This window comes from Streptococcus hongkongensis, from assembly GCF_053206145.1.
The window spans coordinates 81,326-104,465 of sequence record NZ_JBRUGD010000004.1 but is presented as its reverse complement, the minus strand read 5'-3'; the positions used below and the strand labels follow the sequence as shown (position 1 = coordinate 104,465).

At 36.5% G+C, this 23,140-nt stretch carries 21 protein-coding genes and 1 pseudogene; 21 read left to right on the top strand and 1 reads right to left on the bottom strand.

Features of this window, described 5'->3' with window-relative positions; all coding sequences use genetic code 11:
• Positions 1–116 precede the first annotated feature (116 nt).
• On the top strand, positions 117–797 hold the full coding sequence (locus ACVRZD_RS03605) for a Crp/Fnr family transcriptional regulator (protein WP_037626911.1): 681 nt from the start codon (positions 117–119) through the stop codon (positions 795–797).
• Positions 798–1,073: 276 nt separating this feature from the next.
• A complete protein-coding gene (arcA, locus tag ACVRZD_RS03600; protein ID WP_037626914.1) occupies positions 1,074–2,309 on the top strand; it encodes an arginine deiminase in 1,236 nt (411 codons plus the stop codon).
• A gap of 12 nt (positions 2,310–2,321) precedes the next feature.
• Here arcA and ACVRZD_RS03595 read toward each other — a convergent pair whose 3' ends face one another.
• Positions 2,322–2,453 (bottom strand): hypothetical protein, encoded by a 132-nt coding sequence (locus tag ACVRZD_RS03595; protein WP_447450274.1) that lies wholly within the window; start codon positions 2,451–2,453, stop codon positions 2,322–2,324.
• Between the two features lie 414 nt (positions 2,454–2,867).
• On the opposite strand from ACVRZD_RS03595, the gene argF reads away from it, so the two are divergent.
• The 19 genes and pseudogenes from argF to ACVRZD_RS03500 all read left to right on the top strand — a co-directional run bounded on the left by argF (position 2,868) and on the right by ACVRZD_RS03500 (position 23,085).
• A complete protein-coding gene (gene argF / locus ACVRZD_RS03590; RefSeq protein WP_037626918.1) occupies positions 2,868–3,881 on the top strand; it encodes an ornithine carbamoyltransferase in 1,014 nt (337 codons plus the stop codon).
• Positions 3,882–3,982: 101 nt separating this feature from the next.
• Positions 3,983–5,485 carry a YfcC family protein gene (locus tag ACVRZD_RS03585; RefSeq protein WP_037626921.1) on the top strand — a complete coding sequence of 501 codons (1,503 nt, stop codon included), beginning with the start codon at positions 3,983–3,985 and terminating at the stop codon, positions 5,483–5,485.
• 28 nt (positions 5,486–5,513) lie between these two features.
• Positions 5,514–6,845: a dipeptidase gene (locus ACVRZD_RS03580; RefSeq protein WP_447450273.1), complete on the top strand. Its 1,332-nt coding sequence runs from the start codon at positions 5,514–5,516 to the stop codon at positions 6,843–6,845.
• A 23-nt stretch (positions 6,846–6,868) separates the two neighbouring features.
• Positions 6,869–7,819, top strand: coding sequence for a carbamate kinase (arcC, locus tag ACVRZD_RS03575; RefSeq protein WP_037626923.1), 951 nt, complete (start codon positions 6,869–6,871; stop codon positions 7,817–7,819).
• A gap of 167 nt (positions 7,820–7,986) precedes the next feature.
• Positions 7,987–8,979, top strand: a complete 993-nt coding sequence (gene asnA, locus ACVRZD_RS03570) for an aspartate--ammonia ligase (protein ID WP_037626926.1) — start codon at positions 7,987–7,989, stop codon at positions 8,977–8,979.
• Between the two features lie 630 nt (positions 8,980–9,609).
• Positions 9,610–11,079 (top strand): annotated as a pseudogene (locus ACVRZD_RS03565) (IS1182 family transposase).
• 42 nt (positions 11,080–11,121) lie between these two features.
• Positions 11,122–11,661 (top strand): 16S rRNA (guanine(966)-N(2))-methyltransferase RsmD, encoded by a 540-nt coding sequence (rsmD, locus tag ACVRZD_RS03560; RefSeq protein ID WP_037625989.1) that lies wholly within the window; start codon positions 11,122–11,124, stop codon positions 11,659–11,661.
• Complete coding sequence (gene coaD, locus ACVRZD_RS03555) at positions 11,651–12,142, top strand: pantetheine-phosphate adenylyltransferase (protein ID WP_037625987.1); 492 nt, start codon at positions 11,651–11,653, stop codon at positions 12,140–12,142. Before rsmD ends, coaD begins: the two co-directional genes overlap by 11 nt.
• Positions 12,129–13,166: a SepM family pheromone-processing serine protease gene (locus ACVRZD_RS03550; protein WP_037625985.1), complete on the top strand. Its 1,038-nt coding sequence runs from the start codon at positions 12,129–12,131 to the stop codon at positions 13,164–13,166. Before coaD ends, ACVRZD_RS03550 begins: the two co-directional genes overlap by 14 nt.
• A gap of 336 nt (positions 13,167–13,502) precedes the next feature.
• A complete protein-coding gene (locus ACVRZD_RS03545) occupies positions 13,503–14,477 on the top strand; it encodes a LacI family DNA-binding transcriptional regulator (protein ID WP_037625983.1) in 975 nt (324 codons plus the stop codon).
• Position 14,478: 1 nt separating this feature from the next.
• A complete protein-coding gene (locus ACVRZD_RS03540) occupies positions 14,479–15,390 on the top strand; it encodes a ribokinase (RefSeq protein ID WP_037625981.1) in 912 nt (303 codons plus the stop codon).
• Entirely contained in the window at positions 15,365–15,763 is a 399-nt protein-coding gene (gene rbsD / locus ACVRZD_RS03535) for a D-ribose pyranase (protein ID WP_037625979.1), read from the top strand. Before ACVRZD_RS03540 ends, rbsD begins: the two co-directional genes overlap by 26 nt.
• Positions 15,764–15,774: 11 nt before the next feature.
• Positions 15,775–17,253: a sugar ABC transporter ATP-binding protein gene (locus ACVRZD_RS03530; protein ID WP_037625977.1), complete on the top strand. Its 1,479-nt coding sequence runs from the start codon at positions 15,775–15,777 to the stop codon at positions 17,251–17,253.
• A 1-nt stretch (position 17,254) separates the two neighbouring features.
• Positions 17,255–18,202: an ABC transporter permease subunit gene (locus ACVRZD_RS03525; protein ID WP_037625975.1), complete on the top strand. Its 948-nt coding sequence runs from the start codon at positions 17,255–17,257 to the stop codon at positions 18,200–18,202.
• A gap of 58 nt (positions 18,203–18,260) precedes the next feature.
• Positions 18,261–19,229, top strand: a complete 969-nt coding sequence (locus ACVRZD_RS03520; RefSeq protein WP_037625973.1) for a substrate-binding domain-containing protein — start codon at positions 18,261–18,263, stop codon at positions 19,227–19,229.
• A gap of 148 nt (positions 19,230–19,377) precedes the next feature.
• Positions 19,378–20,724 carry a bifunctional metallophosphatase/5'-nucleotidase gene (locus tag ACVRZD_RS03515; protein WP_037625971.1) on the top strand — a complete coding sequence of 449 codons (1,347 nt, stop codon included), beginning with the start codon at positions 19,378–19,380 and terminating at the stop codon, positions 20,722–20,724.
• Complete coding sequence (locus ACVRZD_RS03510; RefSeq protein WP_037625969.1) at positions 20,721–21,500, top strand: YutD family protein; 780 nt, start codon at positions 20,721–20,723, stop codon at positions 21,498–21,500. Before ACVRZD_RS03515 ends, ACVRZD_RS03510 begins: the two co-directional genes overlap by 4 nt.
• Positions 21,497–22,582, top strand: coding sequence for a dual-specificity RNA methyltransferase RlmN (rlmN, locus tag ACVRZD_RS03505; RefSeq protein ID WP_037625966.1), 1,086 nt, complete (start codon positions 21,497–21,499; stop codon positions 22,580–22,582). The genes ACVRZD_RS03510 and rlmN overlap by 4 nt, the downstream gene beginning before the upstream one ends.
• 2 nt (positions 22,583–22,584) lie before the next feature.
• Positions 22,585–23,085, top strand: a complete 501-nt coding sequence (locus tag ACVRZD_RS03500) for a VanZ family protein (protein ID WP_037625964.1) — start codon at positions 22,585–22,587, stop codon at positions 23,083–23,085.
• Positions 23,086–23,140: the final 55 nt, after the last annotated feature.

The window sequence follows — 23,140 nt, the reverse complement described above, 5'->3', positions numbered from 1 at the left end:
ATATTAAGCAAAGTATATCAAAAAGAACCTAGCCTGTAAAGTTTTTTCTGAACGCTTTCATAAATGTTCGTATTATGGTAAAATGGAGCTATACGGATAAAAATAGGAGGTCAGATTTGATTAAAAGAGAAGATTATCAGTACCTTAGAAAATTAGATGATTTTAAGTATTTTTCAATTGAAGAATTCGACAAAATTGTCGGGCAAATGGAACATCGTAAAGCCCCAAAGGGACATATTCTATTTTTTGAAGGCGATCGTCGCGATAAATTATTTTTAGTCACAGAAGGGTATTTTAAGATCGAGCAAACTGATTCAACTGGTGAATTTATCTATACTGATTTTATCAGACATGGCACAATTTTTCCTTACGGTGGCCTATTTAATGATCCTAACTATCATTTTTCTGTGGTGGCAATGACAGATGTCTCTTACTATTATATTCCAACAGAACTATATGAAACATTTTCAATCACTAATCAGCACCAAATGGTACACTTATATAGTAAAATTTCCCGTTTACTTGAATTGCATGAACTAAGGGTAAGAAATCTTATTACTTCAAGTGCAAGTTCTCGCGTTATTCAATCATTAGCGATATTACTGATTGAAATGGGGAAAGAAGATGGTAGAGTACCTTTTCAATTAACAAGTAGCGATATAGCAAGTATGAGTGGTACTACAAGGGAAACGGTTAGTCATGTATTAAGGCAACTAAAGAAGGATAACCGTATCACGTCAAAAGGAAAATTTATTACCTTTACTGATAAAAAGTATTTTTTAAATTATACAAGTTGAAAATCAAAAAAACTTTGTTTTTTTTGATTTTTTTGTATTATTTTTTAATTTATAAAGATAAATATTTACGATAAAATGAAAGAAACATACAAGTAAACGCATTCAAATTTATAAAGATACATTTCGGAGCTTAAAAATGTAAGCGATTACGCAAAAATAACGTGAAGGAATTCCCATTTTTTCCAAAGATAAATTGTAAACTATGATTGTAAGCAAGGTTAGAGACCTTGAAACGTGAATTCACAACTTATCACATTTGGAAAAGAGGTAATTCTTATGACTGCTAAATCACCGATTCATGTTTATTCTGAAATTGGAAAATTAAAAAAAGTTTTACTGCACAGACCAGGTAAAGAAATTGAAAACCTAATGCCTGACTATTTAGAAAGACTGTTGTTTGATGATATTCCTTACTTAGAAGATGCTCAGAAAGAACATGATGCGTTTGCAGAAGCGTTGAGAAATGAAGGAGTAGAAGTACTTTACTTAGAAAAATTGGCTGCTGAATCACTCGTTAACGATCAAGTCCGTGAGGAATTCATTGATGAGTACATTTCAGAAGCAAATATCAGAGGTCGTGCAACCAAGGTAGCTATCCGTGAATTCTTGATGTCAATTAAAGATAATCAGGAATTAATTGACAAAACAATGGCTGGTATTCAAAAATCTGAACTTCCAGAAATTACATCTGAAGCTAAAGGGCTAACTGATTTAGTAGAGTCAGATTACCCGTTCGCAATTGACCCAATGCCAAATCTTTACTTTACTCGCGATCCTTTTGCAACAATTGGTGAAGGTGTATCACTTAACCATATGTTTTCAGAAACGCGTAACCGCGAAACATTATATGGTAAATATATCTTTATGTATCATCCTATTTATGGTGGTGACAAAGTTCCGATGGTTTACGATCGTAGCGAAACGACTCGTATTGAAGGAGGGGATGAACTTGTCCTTTCCAAAGATGTCCTTGCTGTAGGGATTTCACAACGTACGGATGCTGCATCAATTGAAAAATTATTGGTTAATATCTTCAAACAAAATCTAGGCTTCAAAAAAGTATTGGCATTTGAATTTGCGAACAACCGTAAATTTATGCATTTGGATACAGTATTTACAATGGTTGACTATGATAAATTCACTATTCACCCAGAAATTGAAGGAGATCTCCGCGTTTACTCTGTAACTTACGAAAATGAAGCGCTTAAGATTGAAGAAGAAAAAGGTGATCTTGCAGAATTGCTTGCTGCTAATCTAGGTGTTGAAAAAGTTGAATTGATTCGTTGTGGTGGTGATAATATCGTTGCTGCTGGCCGCGAACAATGGAACGATGGTTCAAATACATTGACTATCGCACCAGGTGTTGTTGTTGTTTATAACCGTAACACGATTACAAATGCTATCCTTGAATCCAAAGGATTGAAATTAATTAAAATTAACGGAAGTGAATTAGTTCGCGGACGTGGTGGACCTCGCTGTATGTCGATGCCATTTGAACGTGAAGATATCTAAGCACAATTAACCTTACAAAAAAATTAAGAGTAGGTAGCCAACCTTATCAAAGAGCAACAGGTTAACTGCTCCCTCGTTCATCTTATCTGTAACGAAATAGACTAAGATGGTGAAGGCAGTTAATAATAATGATGACTTAGGCATTCCAGTCACAATTCTATAGTGAGATGCTAACAGTTTTATAGGGCGCTTCCATGCTGAATTGGAAACTGGATCACCTTTCAATAGAAGTGTATCTTCCTAACTACCGAGGAAATGACTGGGGTGCTATGTGATTCTCTCCTTAATATAAACATGCGATAATAAGGAGCTTTGTAAGATGAATTAGTTCATGCCAATGACTACTAAATCATTTTATAAGAGCATTGGCTACCAAGCTTTTGATGATAGTTGTGGTGTTACCTGTCAAGTAGATCGATCATTCAAAAAACAATTAAGATAATTGGAGAAGAAATATGGACATATTTATATCCTTATCTGCTCTAATGGGTGGCTTCATTGCTATCTATTTATATCAAAACAGTAAAAAGAAATAAAAGAACTCAAAGGAGAAAGAAGATGACTCAAGTATTCCAAGGCCGTAATTTCCTAGCAGAAAAAGATTTTACACGCGAAGAATTTGAATATTTAATTGATTTCGCAGCACACTTAAAAGATCTTAAAAAACGTGGTATTCCACATCACTACTTAGAAGGCAAAAATATTGCTCTTTTATTTGAGAAAACATCAACACGTACGCGTGCCGCATTTACAACTGCAGCCATTGATTTAGGAGCACACCCTGAATACCTTGGTGCAAATGATATTCAACTTGGTAAAAAAGAATCAACAGAAGACACAGCTAAAGTTCTAGGACGCATGTTTGATGGGATTGAATTCCGTGGATTCAGTCAACGAATGGTTGAAGAACTTGGTGAATTTGCAGGTGTTCCAGTATGGAATGGTTTAACTGATGAATGGCATCCAACACAAATGCTTGCTGACTACTTGACTGTTAAGGAAAACTTTGGAAAATTAGAAGGCATTACTCTCGTTTACTGTGGTGATGGACGTAATAATGTTGCTAACTCACTATTGGTTGCTGGTACATTAATGGGTGTTAATGTTCATATCTTCTCACCAAAAGAATTGTTCCCAGATGAAGAAATTGTAAAACTTGCTGAAGGATTTGCCAAAGAATCTGGAGCTCATATCCTTGTTACTGATGATGCTGATGAAGCAGTTAAAGGGGCAGATGTTTTCTACACTGATGTTTGGGTATCAATGGGTGAAGAAGACAAATTCAAAGAACGTGTTGAAATGCTTCAACCATACCAAGTTAATATGGATCTTATTAAAAAAGCAAACAATGATAACCTAATCTTCTTACACTGTCTCCCAGCTTTCCATGATACTAAAACAGTTTATGGTAAAGATGTTGAAGAAAAATACGGTGTTAGTGAAATGGAAGTTACAGATGAAGTCTTCCGTAGCAAATATGCTCATCACTTTGACCAAGCTGAAAACCGTATGCATACGATCAAAGCTGTTATGGCAGCTACTTTAGGAAACTTATTTATTCCAAAAGTATAATCATCACACAAATTGTAACTATTTCTTGGTCGTTCTGGATCTGGCAACACTTACCAGAATCAGAACGATCTTTTATTTTCTAAAATAAGAGGTAAATAAAAATGGAAGAACAACAAAAACGGGGGTTTAGAATTCCTTCTTCTTATACAGTTCTTTTTATCATCATTGCTATCATGGCAGTTTTGACTTGGTTTATTCCTGCTGGCGCTTATGATAAAACTAAATCCGGTGCTGTTATTTCTGGCACTTATCATGCAGTAAAATCTAATCCGCAAGGTTTATATGATGTCTTTATGGCTCCTGTTCGTGGGATGTTGGGAACTCCAAAAACAGATGGAGCAATCCAAGTATCTTTCTTCATTTTAATGGTAGGTGGCTTCCTTGGAGTTGTTAATAAAACAGGTGCTCTTGACCAAGGGATTGCTTCAATTGTTAGAAAAAATAAAGGTAGAGAAAAAATGCTTATTGCCATTTTGCTTCCTATTTTTGCTCTAGGTGGGACAACCTATGGTATGGGTGAAGAAACAATGGCCTTTTATCCTTTATTAATTCCTGTAATGATTGCTGTTGGATTTGATACTTTGGTTGCGGTTTCTATCATTTTGATTGGGTCGCAAATTGGCTGTTTAGCCTCTACGATCAATCCATTTGCTACTGGAGTTGCAGCTGATGCAGCTGGTGTATCTATTGCTGATGGTATGATTTGGCGTGTTATTCAATGGGTGGTTTTAGTAGCAATTTCAATATGGTTTGTATATAGCTATGCAAGTAAAATTGAAAAAGATCCAAGCAAATCATTAATTGCTGATAAAATGAAGGAACATAAAGAAATCTTTAAACTTGAAAATCAAGGTACTGATTTGACTAAACGTCAATCTAGAGTTCTATGGATTTTTGTTATTACTTTCCTCATTATGATTTTAAGTTTAATTCCTTGGGATAGTGAAAGTTTCAAAATCACAATCTTTGGTGATTTAAATAAATGGTTAGTTAGCTTACCTGGTATAGGCACATTCTTGGGCAAAGATATGATGCAACTTGGTTCTTGGTATTTCCCAGAAATTTCAATGCTTTTCATTATGATGGGTGTTTTAGTAGCTATGGTTTATAAAATGAAAGAAGAAGACTTTATTTCTTCATTCATCGCAGGTGCTGCTGATTTACTTGGTGTTGCGATTATCTGTGCCGTTGCACGTGGTATCCAAGTTATTATGAATGATGGTATGATTACCTCAACGATACTGTCATGGGGTGAAAAAGGACTATCAGGCTTATCATCACAAGTTTTCATTATCTTAACTTACTTATTCTATTTACCAATGTCATTTTTAATTCCTTCAACATCAGGACTTGCAGGTGCAACTATGGGAATTATGGCTCCATTAGGACAATTCTCAAACGTTCCAGCACATCTTGTAATCACTGCCTTCCAGTCAGCTTCTGGTGTCTTAAATATTGTATCACCAACTTCTGCCATCGTAATGGGAGCCTTAGCACTTGGTAAAGTTGATATTGCAACTTGGTGGAAATTTGTTACTAAATTTATCATTTTAGTAATGGTTGTCAGCCTTGCTATTATGTTGATTGCAACGTTCTTCATTTAATAAATGAGAAAAATGGAGGTGAAAGACGATGAAGTCCTATATTACCAAAGCTCATCAAGATGCATGTGTCGATGCCATTAAAACAATTGTGTCTTATCCTTCAGTTTGTAATGAGGGAGAAAATGGTACCCCATTTGGGCAAGCAATCTCTGATGTCTTAGATAGAACCTTATTACTCTGTGAAGAGTTGGGGTTTAAAACCTATAAAGATCCAGACGGCTATTATGGCTATGCCGAATTTGGTCAAGAAAAAGAAATGTTGGCAATTCTTTGTCATTTGGATGTTGTCCCTGAAGGTGATCGTAGCCTTTGGAAGACAGAACCCTTTGATTGTGTCGAAATAGATGGCCATTTGTATGGACGTGGTACTCAAGATGACAAAGGGCCATCCATGTTAGCTTTATTTGCAGTTAAATCCTTAATAGATGCAGGTGTCATCTTCAATAAACGCATCAGATTCATTTTTGGGACTGATGAAGAAACATTATGGCGGTGTATGAACCGTTATAATGAAAAGGAAGAACAGGCTACTTTTGGCTTTGCACCCGACTCTAGTTTCCCTCTTATTTACGCTGAAAAAGGGTTATTGCAAGCAAATCTAATTGGAACAGGTTCTGATAGTCTAGAAATTGAAGTTGGAAAAGCCTACAATGTTGTGCCAGCTCGCGCTTCATATCATGGGGAGTTCTTGAAACAAGTCAAAGAAGAATTAGACCGACTTGGCTTTGAATATGTTGAAAAAGATGAGACCATCACTGTCTACGGTCTAGCTCAACATGCCAAGGACGCACCGCATGGTATCAATGCGCTAGTTCGTCTGTCTAAAGCAATTGCTAACTGTATCAATGAACCTGTTATTGATTTCTTGGCGACTGTCGTCGATGAGGATGGCAAGGGGCTTAATATCTTTGGAGATGTTCAAGATGAGCCTTCTGGCAACTTAAGTTTTAATGCTGCTGGACTGACCTTAACCAAAGATCAAACTGAAGTTCGTTTGGATATTCGTATTCCAGTTCTTGCTGATAAAGAAAAAATTGTAGAGCAATTATCTGAAAAGGCAAAAGAATATGGTCTAACCTATCAAGAGTTTGATTATTTAGCACCATTATATGTTCCAATTGACAGTGAATTAGTAACGACGCTTCTTGCTGTTTATAGAGAGAAAACAGGAGACCAAAGTCCCGCAATTTCTTCTGGTGGAGCAACTTTTGCAAGAACAATGCCAAATTGTGTGGCATTTGGGGCACTGTTCCCAGAATCAATCCAAACAGAACATCAAGAAAATGAAAATATCGTTTTAGAAGATGCCTTTAAAGCAATGGATATCTATGCGGAAACAATTTACCGCCTAACGCGATAATATATTATGAGGAGAATAAACATATGTCAAAACAAAAAATTGTTGTAGCTTTAGGTGGAAATGCTATTCTTTCTAAAGATGCATCAGCAAAAGCTCAACAAGAAGCACTGATTTCAACGTCCAAATCACTTGTGAAATTAATTAAAGATGGTAATGAAGTGATTGTAACACATGGTAATGGACCACAAGTTGGTAACTTATTATTACAACAAGCGGCAGCTGATTCTGAAAAAAATCCTGCAATGCCTTTAGATACCTGTGTTGCCATGACTGAAGGAAGTATTGGTTTCTGGTTAGTCAATGCTATTGACAATGAATTGAAAGCTCAAGGCATTGAAAAGGATGTTGCAGCAGTCGTTACTCAAGTTATTGTTGATAAAAATGATGCTGCTTTTAGCAATCCAACAAAACCGATTGGTCCTTTCCTTTCCGAAGAAGAAGCTAAGAAACAAATGGCTGAAACTGGCGCTAACTTTAAAGAAGACGCTGGACGTGGTTGGAGAAAAGTTGTTCCTTCACCAAAACCAGTCGGCATTAAAGAAGTTAATGTCATCCGTAGTTTAGTTGATTCTGGAGTTGTTGTTGTCAGCGCTGGTGGTGGCGGTGTTCCAGTTGTGGAAGATCCTGAAACTAAACACATTACTGGTGTTGAAGCAGTTATTGATAAAGACTTTGCCAGTCAAACTCTTTCAGAGTTAGTTGATGCTGATATGTTCATCGTTTTAACTGGTGTTGATAATGTTTATGTTAACTACAATAAACCTGATCAGGAAAAATTAGAAAGGGTTACTGTTTCACAAATGAAGCAGTATATCACAGAAGATCAATTTGCCCCAGGTTCTATGTTACCAAAAGTTGAAGCGGCGATAGCCTTTGTAGAAAATAAACCATCTTCAAAAGCAATTATTACGTCACTTGAAAATATTGACAGAGTTCTTTCTGAGGGCGCTGGTACTCAAATTGTGTGTGATTAAAAATATACTCTGTAAAAGCCTTAGATTTTCTAAGGCTTTTATGCTTCCAAGAGTTTCTTAATTATTTAAAAAATATAGAAAATTTAGTCTTTTACTTTTCTAAAAATCAGTGTATAATAAGTTCCATACTCTCTAATCGAGAGTGAAAAAATATTTAAGGAGGAGCTATGAAAAAAAGTTTTATTCATCAACAAGAGGAGATTTCCTTTGTTAAAAATACATTTACACAGTATTTAATTGCAAAACTTGACGTTGTCGAAGTGCAAGGTCCGATTTTAAGTCGGGTCGGGGATGGTATGCAAGATAATTTATCTGGTATTGAACATCCTGTATCTGTAAATGTCTTGAAAATCCCTGAAGCTAGATTTGAAGTTGTGCATTCATTGGCAAAATGGAAACGTCATACCTTAGCACGCTTTGGTTTCAATGAAGGTGAAGGGCTCGTTGTGAATATGAAAGCTCTTCGTCCAGATGAAGATTCGTTAGATCAAACACATTCAGTTTATGTAGATCAATGGGATTGGGAAAAAGTTATTCCAGATGGTAAACGTAACTTAGCTTATTTGAAAGAAACCGTTGAAACGATATATAAAGTTATCCGTTTGACAGAATTGGCAGTAGAAGCACGCTATGATATTGAAGCTGTCTTACCGAAAAAGATTACTTTTATCCATAGTGAGGACCTCGTTCGTATGTACCCAGATTTGACATCTAAAGAACGTGAAAATGCAATAACGAAAAAACATGGCGCAGTCTTTTTAATTGGTATTGGTGGTGTGCTTTCTGATGGTCAGCCTCATGATGGCCGTGCGCCAGACTATGATGACTGGACAAGTATCAGTGAAGGTGATTACAAAGGCTTAAATGGCGATATCCTAGTTTGGAATGAGCAGCTTGGTTCTGCATTTGAATTATCTTCCATGGGTATCAGGGTTGATGAGGATGCTCTTAAGCGTCAAGTAGCAATCACAGGTGATTTTGAACGGTTAGAATTTGATTGGCATAAATCTCTTCTAAATGGATTATTCCCTCTAACTATTGGTGGTGGGATTGGACAATCACGGATGGCTATGTTTTTACTTCGTAAAAAACACATCGGAGAAGTTCAGACTTCTGTTTGGCCACAGCAAGTTCGAGAAAGTTTTGACAATATTTTATAATGATTTCCCCAATAGTAAGGCTATTGGGGGTTCCTTTTATTCTGAAGTTATCTGATAATTCTCGTTGACAGAAATGCTTACTTTTGTTAAAATAACAAAGTCTAGGAATCTTCGAGAAATGTTTTCTAGCAAATATAGACCTTTATTAATGCCTACGGACAGGCGGGTCGAATGCCGAAGCGTGGCTAAAAGCCACATTATTGATTGAGTTAGAAGCTCAAATTTTATAAGTTGATTACTTAATAATCAGTGTTGTCAAACACATCATCTTGTGAAACGGTCAATAAAGTACGTAATATTTGCACTTGAGAGTAGGAAACACCAGCCCCAGACACTCAGATAGAACAAAATAAAAAACGTCAATGTAGATTGTAGAGCAGGTGAGAACCTGCTCTCAGAGTGAAGACAAAGTATAGTCTTCACTTTTTTTGTTGCTTTTTATTTGGCGGGGACGTCAGCGACTTCCTTTAGGAATTCCATGACTCATTTTTTAGCCCAAGTCTAAAAAATGCCCTCTTATGCCATTTAAAAAGTATCAAAAAAAAAGAGAGTCTATGTATTGTAATTTAAGTATTAGTAGGCTTTTGGGAGTATAATTAAAGTAGTAAGAGTTTACTGTGAGGAAAGCTTATGTTACATAAAGAAAATTTTGATTATAACCGTAATCAAGTAGGTTTTTATAGTATCGATGAATTGGTACCGTCAGATCATTTACTGCGTCAAATTGAAGAAACTGTTGATTTCACTTTCATCTATGATCTTGTTAAAGATACATACAGTGATGAAACAGGTCGACCTAGTTTAGACCCAGTTCTCTTGGTCAAGATTCCAATTATTCAATATTTTTGTGGCATCCGATCTATGCGTCAAACCATTAAAGATATTGAAGTTAATGTCGCTTATCGTTGGTTCTTAGGTCTAACTCTTGATGATAAAATCCCTCACTTTACCACCTATGGTAAGAATTATAGTCGTCGTTTTCAGGATGCCAATCTTATTGAAGGTATTTTTAAGCACGTATTAGGATTATGCTTTGATGCCAATCTCATTGCCCCTTCTGAAATTTTTGTAGATGGCACACATATCAAAGCTGCAGCTAATAGTCACAAGTACATCAATCAAGCGGTGACAACACAAGCTAAATTTATGAATGAACAACTCGAAATAGAGATTAATCGAGACCGAGAGAAACACGAAAAAAGCCATTAGGGCTAGCCAAAGAAAAGGAGCCTGTAAATAAGAAAGTCTCAACTACAGACCCTGAAAGTGGTTGGTTTCATAAAGGAGAACATAAAGATGTCTTCGCCTACACTAGTCAAGTAGCCTGTGATAAGAATGGTTGGGTTTTAGCTTATACTGTTGATGCAGGAAATTGTCACGATAGTCAAGCTTTCTCTGCCCTTTGGAATAAGATAGAGGGATTTCATCCAGACTTTATCATCGCTGACTCAGGCTACAAAACACCCAGTATTGCCAAATTGCTCTTGGATAAGAATGTTACACCAGTTTTCCCCTACACGCGACCACTTGGAAAGAAGGGAAAATTAAGACCAAAGGAATTTATTTATGATGAGTATTTTGATTGTTATATCTGTCCTGAAAACAATGTATTGTCCTATGCAACAACTAATCGATCTGGCTACCGTGAATACAAAAGTGATTCCCAAATTTGTATCAATTGTCCTTTACTAGGTATTTGTACAGAAAGTAAAAACCATCAAAAAGTGGTGACCCGACATATATGGAAAGCTTATCTAGCAAAGTGTGAAGAGATTAGACATCAAAGTGGAATGAAGGAACGCTATAAACTTCGTAAGCAAAGTGTTGAGCGACTTTTTGGAACAGCTAAAGAATACCACAACCTTCGATATACTAGAGAAATTGGACTGTCCAAAATGCGAGATAAAGTTGGACTCACTTTTGCGTGCTTAAATCTCAAAAAACTGGTTAAAATGATGGGCAGAAGGCCTTTTAATTTTGCCTTAAATTGCCTTTTTCTCCCTATTTTGGACGTAATATATGAATATAAGAAAAGACAAACCAGTAGGAAAACTACTTTGTCTTCACTCTGAGCTAGAGTACTCTAGCTTTTTTCAGTGAAAAATCCTTTGCTGGGACTATAAATTTGTTATAATAGGGACTATGAGAATTGTATCAGGTGAATTTGGAGGCCGTCCCTTGAAGACCCTCCCAGGAAAAACGACTCGACCGACTTCAGACAAGGTTCGAGGTGCCATGTTTAATATGATTGGTCCCTACTTTGATGGCGGCCGTGTGCTAGATCTCTTTGCAGGTTCTGGAGGGCTCTCGATTGAAGCTGTTTCTCGGGGAATGGCTAGTGCTACCTTAGTGGAACGTGACCGAGGCGCGCAAGCGATCATCCAAGAAAACATCAAAATGACTAAGTCAGAAGACCAATTTACCCTCCTAAAAATGGATGCTAAGAAAGCAATAATGCAATTGGCTCAGCCTTTTGATTTGATTTTTCTTGATCCTCCTTATGCTAAGGAAGGGATTGTTGAGACCATTGAGGCCTTAGACCAAGCCGGACTTTTTACGGATCAGGTTATGCTTGTCTGTGAAACGGATAAGTCGGTTGACTTACCAGAAGAGGTAGCTTCGGTTGGCATTTGGAAAGAAAAAATATATGGAATTAGTAAGGTAACGGTTTATGTCAAATAAAATTGGACTTTATTCTGGCTCTTTTGATCCAGTTACAAACGGACATATGGATATTATTGATCGTGCCAGTCAGCTTTTTGACAAGCTGTATGTCGGAATCTTTTATAATCCAAACAAAATTGGCTTTCTTGATTTAGATGGTCGAATAAAAGTTTTAAAGCAAGCTCTAACTGCTTATGATAATGTGTCTGTAGTTTGGACTGAGAATCGTTTAGCTGTTGACTTAGCTAAGGAATTAGGAGTTACTCACATGGTTAGAGGACTTCGTAATCCGACTGATTTTGAGTATGAATCGAATTTAGAATACTTTAACCATCGACTTGATTCTAGCATTGATACGGTTTACCTAATTGCTAGAAATCAGATGCAACCGATTAGTTCCAGTCGTGTTAAAGAATTAATACATTTTAATTCGTCTATTGAAGGCTTAGTGCCTCAGTCGGTGATTACCTATTTGGAGAAGTTGAATGAAGAAAAATAAAACGTTAAAAATTTGGTTATTGTCTATTCTGGCGGTTGTTGCTATCGGGTTGTCGCTCTTTTATCCATTACCATATTACATTGAAAAGCCTGGTGGTGCTTATGATATTCGTAGTGTCTTGCAGGTGAATAACCAAAAAGATAAAGCAAAAGGGTCTTATAATTTTGTAGCTGTTAGTGTTAGTCATGCCACTTTTGCACAGATTCTATATGCATTGGTGACGCCCTTTACGGAGATTTCTTCTGCAGAAGCAACAACTGGTGGCTATAGTGATGCTGATTATATGCGAATTAATCAGTTTTATATGGAGACATCACAAAATGGGGCTATTTATCAAGCATTAAAACAAGCTGGCAAGCCTGTTTCGCTTGATTACTTAGGTGTCTATGTTCTTGATGTTAGTAAAGATTCAACTCTAAAAGGTGTTTTGAATATTGCTGACACAGTGACAAGTGTCAATAATCAAAACTTTCAGAGTTCGGCAGACTTAATTAAATTTGTTGCTTCAATGAAGTTGGGTGACAAGGTCAGTGTCCAGTATACTAGCAATGGTGAGAAGAAATCTGCCAATGGTAAGATTATTAAATTAAAAAATGGCAAAAATGGTATTGGAATTGGTTTGACTGATCATACGAAGGTCCATACGAATGAGCAGATTACTTTTAAAACAGAGGGGGTTGGTGGCCCAAGTGCTGGTCTCATGTTTACTTTAGATATTTTAGATCAAATTAATCAGGAAGATTTGAGAAAAGGACGTGTGATTGCCGGCACTGGAACCATTGATCAAAAAGGAAATGTTGGCGATATTGGCGGTGCAGGACTTAAAGTGGTTGCAGCAGCAAAAGAGGGAGCAGAAATTTTCTTTGTCCCTAATAACCCAGTAGATCCACGCGTTAAAAAAGCTGATCCAAAAGCGAAAACTAACTATAAGGAAGCTTTAGAAGCAGCCAAAGTCTTAAAAACGAAAATGAAAATAGTACCTGTTCGAACGGTTGAAGATGCTATTGTATACCTTAAAAAATAGAAATGTGAGCTTGTCGTCTCAGTTCTGCGAAGTTGACTATAGTTCTAACAGTTGGTTAAGCATTATAACAGAGCTTGATTAATACGTACATCTTATATCTAAGTCTATAAAAAGAAGAAGTTGGGAATTTAGATCCTAGCCTCTTCTTTTTTGAAGATTTTGTTATTAATTGGATTATTACTAGATTCTAGTCACTTACTTTACTTAGTGAAAGCAATCAATGCCTTAAGTAATATTAAATTTTTTATATTTTTTACAAAAGATAATTGACAAGAACAAAGTAAACGGTTACAATTATATTTGTGAGAACGGTTCCATATTCTGAAAGGAGGTCTTATGTCAACAATAAAAGAGGTTGCTGCTGAAGCTGGTGTCTCAAAATCAACGGTTTCCAGATATATCTCACAAAAGGGATATGTTTCAGATCAAGCAAGAGACCGAATTAAAGAGGCTATTGACAAACTAAATTATAGTCCAAATATGATTGCCCAGTCATTGAAAACAAAGAAGAACCAGTTAGTTGGTTTACTGTTACCTGACATTTCGAATCCTTTTTTCCCAAGAGTGGCAAGAGGAGCTGAAATATTTTTAAAAGAACATGATTATCGGATTCTATTTGGCAATATTGGCGGTAGCGCAAAAATAGAAGAAGACTATATCAATACCTTGCTTCAGAGTAATGCTGCTGGCATTATAACTACCCATGATTTTACGAAAAAATACCCTAACTTAGCCATTCCAGTTGTCGTTGTTGACCGTGTAGAAGAAGATACTGAATATGCAGTCTTTGCAGATAACGAAGAAGGTGGTAAATTGGCAGCACAAGCTGTTTCTGATGCAGGTGCCAAAAATGTCCTCTTAATTAGAGGGCCACTAGGCCATTCCAATATTGCAAATCAACGGTATGTTGCAAGCCTTAATTATTTGTCGCACCAAAATGTTATGGTTCATATTAGTGAAAGCCATACCTTTGATTTTGATGATATTATTGAAGAAGCGAGAATCAATTTGACCAATTACCCAACTGTTGATTCTATTATTGCACCTTCAGATATTCACGCTATAGCTTATATTCATGAATTATTTTCAAAAGGTAAAAAAATTCCTGAAGATGTGCAGGTAGTTGGTTACGATGATATTTTAATGAGTAAATTAATTTATCCTTCCTTATCAACTATTCATCAACCCTCTTATCGAATGGGGCGCTATGCAGCAGAGTTAATCTATAAGATTTCAAACCATATACCAATTGAAGAAAAACGAATAAAATTACCCGTTCACTTTGTAGAACGCGAAACTTTGAGGAGATAATATGAGTCATATTGTTATTATTGGTAGTATTTCCATGGACTTAGTCATGGAAACGAGTCGACTAGCAGATGAAGGACAAACTGTTTTTGGAGATCGCTTCTCCATGGTCCCTGGTGGCAAAGGTGCTAATCAGGCAGTTGCAGTTGGTCGTTTAAGTAACAGTCAAGATAAGATAGAAATATTTGGTAATGTCGGTCAAGATACTTTTGGCCCGATACTCAAAGAAAATCTTTCTAAGAATCATCTTTTTGTGGATCATGTGGGAACGGTACCATCATCGAGTGGGATTGCTCAAATCACATTATTTGAACAAGATAACCGAATTATTTATTGCCCAGGTGCTAATGGTCTTGTAGATACCAGTAAGTGGGAAGGTGAATGGAAAGCTATAGAATCTGCTGATTTACTTATCTTACAAAACGAAATCCCACATGAGGCAAACTTAGCAATTGCAGCATTTTGTCGTGATAAAGGGGTTAAAGTTCTCTATAATCCTGCTCCTGCCCGAGAAACAGATTTAGAGATGATTCCTCATGTTGATTATGTTACACCAAATCAACATGAGTGTCTGGAACTTTTTCCAGGTCGCTCCTTAGAGGACCTTTTACAGGATTATCCTAATAAGTTAATTGTGACTTTAGGAAAAGAGGGTGCTATTTATCATAATGGTGAGCAGCTAGAGCAAATTCCTGCACTACTTGCGGAAGCTGTTGATACAACTGGTGCTGGTGATACCTTTAACGGAGCCTTTGGCTATGCCCTGGCAAAAGGGCTTGAAATCAAAGAAGCCATTCGTTTTGCAACTCTGGCTTCGCATTTATCTGTTCAAAAATTTGGTGCACAAGGTGGCATGCCAACTCTTGAAGAAATGAAAGGTCATAAAGATTATGAAGAAAACTGGAATTTTAAATAGTGATTTAGCGAAACTAGCTGATGATTTGGGCCATACAGATCGTGTTTGCGTTGGTGATTTGGGATTACCAGTTCCAAGTGGCGTGACAAAAATTGATTTGGCATTGACACATGGCACACCATCTTTTCAAGATGTTCTGGATGTTTATCTTGATAATATATTAGTTGAAAAAGTTATTCTTGCTGAGGAAATTAAGCGGGCTAATCCTAAGCAATTAGAGGTGCTTTTATCAAAACTTGATGCAGGTGTCGAGGTTGTTTATGTCAGCCACGAAGAATTAAAAGAACACAATAAAGCAGTCAAAGCTGTTGTCAGAACAGGTGAAAATACACCTTATTCGAATATTATTTTGCAATCAGGAGTCACATTATAGAAGAGGTTCTCATGAGAATTGAAATGAAAGATATTTCCAAAACTTTCGGTACTAATAAAGTGCTTGAAAAAATTGATTTGGTTTTGGAATCTGGTCAGGTCCATGCTTTGATGGGTGAAAATGGTGCAGGGAAATCGACTTTGATGAATATACTGACAGGTCTTTTTCCAGCAACAACTGGTACTATACTAATTGATGGTCAAGAAAAAACGTTTAGTAATCCTCAAGAAGCAGAGGAATTTGGTATTAGTTTTATCCACCAAGAGATGAATACATGGTCAGAAATGACTGTTTTAGAAAATTTATTCTTAGGTAGAGAAATAAAAGGAAATTTTGGTCTATTAAATCAGAAAGCAATGAAAGAAAAAGCTCTGGAAGCTTTTAAACGGCTAGGCGTCTCAATTCCTCTCGATAGACCAATTGGAGAACTATCGGTAGGCCAACAGCAAATGATTGAAATAGCAAAATGTTTGCTTAATAACTTATCTTTGTTAATCATGGATGAACCGACAGCTGCCTTAACTGACCGCGAAACGGAGAATCTTTTCCGTGTCATTAGTGACTTGAAAAAAGAAGGGGTCGGAATTGTTTACATCTCTCATCGTATGGAAGAAATCTTCAAAATTACGGATTTAGTGACGGTCATGCGTGATGGTATAGTAGTTGATACTAGCAAAACTGCTGAAACAACATCACATGAACTGGTTAAAAAAATGGTTGGTCGTGAACTAGAGGATTATTATCCGGAACGCCAAACTGAAATTGGAGAAGTTGTTTTTGAAGTTTCTAACTTTACAGGGGAAATGTTCAAAGATGTCTCATTCTCTGTTAGAAGAGGTGAAATTCTTGGATTTTCTGGTCTAATGGGTGCTGGTCGAACAGAAGTCATGCGTGCTATCTTTGGACTAGATAAAAAAGTCTCTGGAACCGTTAAAATTAATGGACAAGAAGTTTCCATTACAAATCCGGTACAGGCTATAAAAAAAGGAATTGGCTTCTTAACGGAGAACCGTAAAGATGAAGGATTGATTCTTGATTTTTCAATTAAGGATAACATGACCTTGCCAAGTACCGTTGAATTTAGTAAAAATGGCTTTTTTGATGAAAAAACAAGTACACTTTTTGTTCAGCAACTGATTGATCGCTTGCGCATCAAAACAGGTCAGCCTAAGACAGTTGTTGGCAATCTGTCAGGTGGTAATCAGCAAAAAGTTGTACTGGCAAAATGGATTGGGATTGCTCCAAAAGTTTTGATTCTTGATGAACCCACTCGTGGTGTCGATGTTGGTGCCAAGAGAGAAATTTATCAATTAATGAATGAACTGACTGACAGAGGTGTTCCCATTATTATGGTTTCCTCTGACTTACCGGAAATTCTTGGAGTTAGTGATCGCATTATCGTCATGCATGAAGGAAAAATAACAGGACAACTATCACGTGAGACAGCTAATCAAGAAAGTGTTATGCAACTAGCTACAGGAGGACAATAAAGTGAAACAAGTCATGAAATATATGTCAGAGTTAACAACTTTGGTTGCTTTAATTGGATTAATGATTGTCATTACATTACTTAATCCCAACTTTTTAACAACAAATAACTTGATGAATCTATTGCTTCAAGTTACAGCAAATGGTTTTATTGCTTTTGGGATGACCTTTGTTATTTTGACTGGAGGAATTGACTTATCAGTTGGTTCAATCCTTGCCTTATCCAGTGCACTAACTGCTGGCTTAATTGGTAATGGTGTTCCAGTTGGGATTGCCATTTTGTTAGCAATCTCTTTAGGTGGTATTTTGGGTATGTTAAATGGGCTCTTAATCGCTTATGGCAAACTTGCACCATTTATCGTAACGCTTGCTACCATGACAATTTTTAGAGGAGCAACATTAGTCTATTCTAACGGGAACCCAATCACAAAGGGGTTATCTGATAGTTTCCTTTTCCAATTTTTAGGACAAGGTTACCTACTAGGTATCCCATTCCCAGTTATCCTCATGTTTATTATTTTTCTTATTTTGTATGTTCTACTACATAAAACTGCCTTTGGGAAATCTGTGTATGCGCTAGGAGGGAACGAAAAAGCAGCATATATCTCAGGTGTTAAGTTGAATAAAGTTAAAATCATTATCTATACTATTTCTGGTATGATGGCTGCAATGTCAGGTTTAATCATTACATCACGTTTAAGTTCAGCTCAGCCAACTGCTGGAGCTAGCTATGAAATGGATGCTATTGCAGCTGTTGTACTTGGAGGAACATCGCTTTCTGGTGGTAAAGGTCGCATTCTTGGAACTCTAATTGGTGCCTTAATCATTGGTGTTCTGAACAATGGTTTAAATATCATTGGGGTATCCGCATTCTGGCAACAAGTGGTAAAAGGGGTAGTTATTTTAATTGCAGTTCTACTTGATCGTTTTAAAGTAGCAAATAATGTCTAAAAGACATTTAGAACACTATTAATTCTGTAAAACAACAATTATTCTGGAGGAATAAAAAATGAAATTTGGAAAAAAACTTGGTTTCTTCGCTTTATTAATGTCAGTAGTCTTAGTTTTAGGGGCATGTGGTAAAACTGGTTTAAGTAATTCGTCAGGTTCTTCATCAAAAGAAGTGACTAAAAAAGCGGCTAAAGACCTTAAATTAGGTGTTTCAATTTCAACAACTAATAACCCTTATTTTGTAGCTATGAAAGATGGACTTGCTTCCTATGCTAAAGATAAAAAAGTGAGCATGAAAGTTTCTGATGCGCAAGATGATGCAGCTCGTCAAGCAGATGATATTCAAAACTTTATCAGTCAAAATGTTGATGCTATTCTAATTAACCCAGTTGATTCAAAAGCTGTTGTTACTTCAATTAAAGCAGCTAATTCAGCAAACATTCCAGTTATCCTAATTGACCGTGGTAGTGAAGGTGGCGACGTTTTAACAACTGTTGCTTCTGATAACGTTGCTGCTGGTAAAATGGCTGCTGAATTTGTAGTAAAAGAACTTGGTAAAAAAGCAAAAACTTTTGAACTATCAGGCGTACCAGGTGCTTCAGCAACAGTTGACCGCGGGAAAGGATTTAATGATGTGGCTAAATCAAAACTTGACGTTCTTTCTAGTCAATCTGCTAACTTTGACCGTGCCAAAGCTTTAAATACTGCCCAAAATATGATTCAAGGCAATAAAGGCGTTCAAGTTATCTTTGCACAAAATGATGAAATGGCTCTTGGTGCTGCACAAGCAGCTAAATCAGCAGGCCTTAAAGATGTTATGATTATTGGTATTGATGGCCAACCAGATGCGCATGATGCGATTAAAAATGGTGATATCACTGCAACGATTGCACAACAACCAGCTAAAATGGGTGAAATTGCAATCCAAGCAGCAATTGACCATTATCAAGGTAAAAAAGTTAAGAAATCAACTGTCTCTCCAATTTACTTAGTTAAAAAAGATAACGTTGATAAATACAACTGGTAATCCAGTTCTATTCAAAAGAGCCTAAACATTTCGCGAAGACAAGTTACTTGTCTTCGTTTTTATGTTGATTTATCGTTTTCAAGATCAGATTAAATGGCACTATCGTGTTATAATAAAAAGGAAACGGACTAGTTTAAAAGGGGGAAAAATGGTCGAACAGTTACGAATTCTTCATTTGAATGATTTGCACTCACATTTTGAAGCTTTTCCAAAAATTGAAAGGTTTTTTGAAGCAGCATCGGATACTCCTTTTGAAGTTATCAAGCTTGATATCGGCGATAATATTGATTCAAGCCATCCTCTTACAGAAGCAAGTCAGGGAACAGCTAATATCCAACTGATGAATCGACTTGGGATTGATTATGCGACAATTGGCAATAATGAAGGGGTAGGATTAACCAAATCAGAACTTAACCAAGTCTATCATCAGGCTGACTTTGCCGTCATTTTAAATAATTTAAAAGATAATCAAGAAAGACCTACTTGGGCTAGTCCTTATCAAATTCACACTACTAAAGAAGGGACTCGAATAGCTTTTTTAGGCTATACTTTTCCCTACTATAAAACCTACACCCCCAATGGCTGGCAAATAGAAGATCCTCTAACCTGTTTAAAACAGGATTTAATGATTGAAGAAGTTGCTAGCGCTGATATGAGGATTATTATCAGTCATCTTGGAATACGGCTTGACGAGCAAATTACTGAGGAGTTTGATCAGATAGATCTGATTATCGGTTCACATACCCATCATGTTTTTGAAGATGGTGCCTGTTTAAATGGGACTTACTTAGCTGCCGCTGGCAAATATGGTCAGTATGTGGGTGAGATTAATTTACGTTTGGAAAACCATCAGTTACAAGAGATTGAAATTATTGCGCATGAGACCAGTCACTTGCCTTCTCACCCTGAGGATGCTGCCTTCACCCAAGAATTAATTGATCAAGGCAAAGCAATTTTAAATAGTAGACCACTGAAACATTTCGAACACGCATTGACTCAAAATGAGTCTCTTGATTTATTAATGAAGGCCATGCTTGATTACGCTCAGGTTGATATTTGTATTATCAATTCTGGTTTAATGGTGGAACCTTTTGCTAAAGACTTAACGGAGGGTAATTTGCATGCCAGTTTGCCTCATCAAATGCGTCTTGCAAAAGTTGAGCTTGGGGATGATGACCTATTGCTTATCTTTCAGGATATTTTTAGGCAAGCAGAATTATTAAAGGACCAGGAAATCAGGGGAATGGGATTTAGAGGACATCAATTCGGTCAAATTGCTTATGCAGGGTTTACATACAAATCAGGAAAAATAGTGTATAATGATAAAGTTATGGGTAAATTGGATAAGGTTCAATTAGTTCTGGTTGATCAATACTATTTTGCGTCCTATTTCCAGACTATAAAGAAACATGCTGTCCAATTATTATTCCCAGATTTACTACGTCACGTAATGGCTAATTATATTAAAAAATTGAATGAGAAAGGAGACCAATGAGGAAAGAAATATTACCAGAGATGTTAAATTACAACAAATTCCCTGGGCCTGAATTTATTCACTTTGATAACCATGTCAAAAGTGATTCACTTGAATTTATTATTTTAGAGAATGTTAAAGATGCTTTCAATGCAACCAGTTTTGGGCAACGCTACACGGAACTATTACTCAAGTATGACTATATCGTTGGCGATTGGGGAAATGAGCAACTGCGTTTAAGAGGATTTTATAAAGATGAAAATGATGTCAGAAAATCAAGTCGCATCTCACGATTAGATGATTACATCAAAGAATTTTGTAATTTTGGGTGCGCTTACTTTGTTTTGGAAAATCTTGCGCCACAGGAAATAAAATTTGAAGAGGAGAGAGCACCTCGTCGTAAACGAACCAATCGCCCAAGTCATTCACGACCAAAACAAGCTGAAAATAGACAGTCAGATGTCAAATCTGCTACTCATAGAAAATCGGTTCCTAGAACCGCGGATTCAAAAAAGACTGAACCACGAAAAGTAAATTCAAGACGCTCTGATCTGAAAAAAACAGATACCAGAGACAATGAAACGCGCAAAGCAAGTACAAGTCATACTAAGTCAGCTAATAAGGCAAATACTGACAAAAAAGCACAGCGCAATAATGAAAAACAGGACTTCTCACGAAAAAAACGACAAGAAAGTAGTCCGAATAGGAAACGCCCCTCTAAGCGTCCTAGACCAACAAATGATTCTAACGACAAGACAGGTCATTTTATCATCAGAAAGAAGGATAAGAATCCATGAAACCATCAATTTACAGCCTAACGCGTGATGAACTGATTGCTTGGGCAATTGAAAATGGCCAGAAAAAATTTAGAGCCACTCAAATTTGGGACTGGCTCTATAAAAAACGTGTAGACAGCTTCGAAGAAATGACAAATATCTCAAAGGATTTCATTATTCTACTTAATGATAATTTTTGTGTTAATCCATTGAAACAACGTATTGTTCAAGAGTCGGCAGACGGCACTGTCAAATATTTATTTGAGCTGCCAGACGGTATGCTGATTGAAACGGTTTTAATGCGTCAGCACTACGGTCACTCTGTTTGTGTGACAACACAAGTTGGTTGTAATATTGGTTGTACATTCTGCGCCAGCGGTTTAATCAAAAAACAACGCGACTTAAATAGTGGTGAAATTACGGCACAAATTATGTTAGTTCAAAAATACTTTGACGAACGTGGTAAGGACGAACGTGTTAGTCATGTCGTTGTCATGGGGATTGGAGAACCATTTGATAATTATACAAATGTTATGAAATTCTTGCGTACCATTAATGATGATAACGGTTTAGCTATTGGAGCGCGTCACATCACTGTTTCAACTTCAGGTCTAGCTCACAAAATCAGAGAATTTGCCAATGAAGGGGTTCAAGTTAACCTGGCTGTTTCACTGCATGCACCAAATAATGATTTGCGTTCAAAAATTATGCGCATCAATCGCTCATTCCCACTTGAGAAATTATTTGCTGCCATTGAATATTACATCGAAACAACAAATCGTCGTGTCACTTTTGAGTATATCATGTTAAATGAAGTTAATGATGGTGTTGAGCAGGCGCAAGAACTAGCAGATCTAACCAAAAATATTCGCAAATTATCATATGTTAACTTGATTCCCTATAATCCAGTTTCTGAACATGACCAATATAGCAGAAGTCCGAAAAATCGTGTAGAAGCTTTCTATGATGTCTTGAAGAAAAATGGTGTTAACTGTGTTGTTCGTCAAGAACATGGTACAGATATTGATGCTGCCTGTGGTCAATTACGTTCAAATACGATGAAGAAAGACAGACAAAAAGCTGTAGCAGACGTAGCTGAATAGGAATGTCTATGCCTAAAAGTTTTAAAAAACTACTTCATCATCGAACTCTGATTTGGCTTGCTTTAATAGGTTATACCATTGCCATAGCGCTCATGTGTTTTACACCACAGCCCAAGCTATTTGATAGTATTCATACACCTAATATTATTATGTGGGGTAGATTACGATTACTATTGGTGCCATTTAATACCCTTGTCAGTTTGACCAAATCTGTCAGTCTCTTTGAAGCATTCTGGTTTACTATCCAAAATGTGATGAATGTTTCCCTGCTTTTTCCATTAGTCCTATTGATTCATCTGTTAACTGATCGATGGCATGGTTATAAAAATAGTTTTAAGCTAGGGCTTTGTATCAGTTTAACAATTGAAGTTACTCAGTTAGTGCTTGATTTAGCCATTGATGCCAATCGTGTATTTGAACTTGACGATATATGGACAAATGCTTTAGGTGCTTTGATTGCCTATTTTGTCTACCGTTATGTTAAAATGAAATTTGTTAGATAATAAAGTTCTCTCTAGCTAGGGAGAACTTTTTAAGCAAAATCAATTAATTAAACTA

Bases quoted from the DNA above. Each gene is read 5' to 3' on its own strand.
- arcA (WP_037626914.1), top strand. From the start codon at position 1,074: ATGACTGCTAAATCACCGATTCATGTTTATTCTGAAATTGGAAAATTA.
- ACVRZD_RS03595 (WP_447450274.1), bottom strand. From the start codon at position 2,453: ATGCCTAAGTCATCATTATTATTAACTGCCTTCACCATCTTAGTCTAT.
- argF (WP_037626918.1), top strand. From the start codon at position 2,868: ATGACTCAAGTATTCCAAGGCCGTAATTTCCTAGCAGAAAAAGATTTT.
- ACVRZD_RS03585 (WP_037626921.1), top strand. From the start codon at position 3,983: ATGGAAGAACAACAAAAACGGGGGTTTAGAATTCCTTCTTCTTATACA.
- ACVRZD_RS03580 (WP_447450273.1), top strand. From the start codon at position 5,514: ATGAAGTCCTATATTACCAAAGCTCATCAAGATGCATGTGTCGATGCC.
- arcC (WP_037626923.1), top strand. From the start codon at position 6,869: ATGTCAAAACAAAAAATTGTTGTAGCTTTAGGTGGAAATGCTATTCTT.
- asnA (WP_037626926.1), top strand. From the start codon at position 7,987: ATGAAAAAAAGTTTTATTCATCAACAAGAGGAGATTTCCTTTGTTAAA.
- rsmD (WP_037625989.1), top strand. From the start codon at position 11,122: ATGAGAATTGTATCAGGTGAATTTGGAGGCCGTCCCTTGAAGACCCTC.
- coaD (WP_037625987.1), top strand. From the start codon at position 11,651: ATGTCAAATAAAATTGGACTTTATTCTGGCTCTTTTGATCCAGTTACA.
- ACVRZD_RS03550 (WP_037625985.1), top strand. From the start codon at position 12,129: ATGAAGAAAAATAAAACGTTAAAAATTTGGTTATTGTCTATTCTGGCG.
- ACVRZD_RS03545 (WP_037625983.1), top strand. From the start codon at position 13,503: ATGTCAACAATAAAAGAGGTTGCTGCTGAAGCTGGTGTCTCAAAATCA.
- ACVRZD_RS03540 (WP_037625981.1), top strand. From the start codon at position 14,479: ATGAGTCATATTGTTATTATTGGTAGTATTTCCATGGACTTAGTCATG.
- rbsD (WP_037625979.1), top strand. From the start codon at position 15,365: ATGAAGAAAACTGGAATTTTAAATAGTGATTTAGCGAAACTAGCTGAT.
- ACVRZD_RS03530 (WP_037625977.1), top strand. From the start codon at position 15,775: ATGAGAATTGAAATGAAAGATATTTCCAAAACTTTCGGTACTAATAAA.
- ACVRZD_RS03520 (WP_037625973.1), top strand. From the start codon at position 18,261: ATGAAATTTGGAAAAAAACTTGGTTTCTTCGCTTTATTAATGTCAGTA.
- ACVRZD_RS03515 (WP_037625971.1), top strand. From the start codon at position 19,378: ATGGTCGAACAGTTACGAATTCTTCATTTGAATGATTTGCACTCACAT.
- ACVRZD_RS03510 (WP_037625969.1), top strand. From the start codon at position 20,721: ATGAGGAAAGAAATATTACCAGAGATGTTAAATTACAACAAATTCCCT.
- rlmN (WP_037625966.1), top strand. From the start codon at position 21,497: ATGAAACCATCAATTTACAGCCTAACGCGTGATGAACTGATTGCTTGG.
- ACVRZD_RS03500 (WP_037625964.1), top strand. From the start codon at position 22,585: ATGTCTATGCCTAAAAGTTTTAAAAAACTACTTCATCATCGAACTCTG.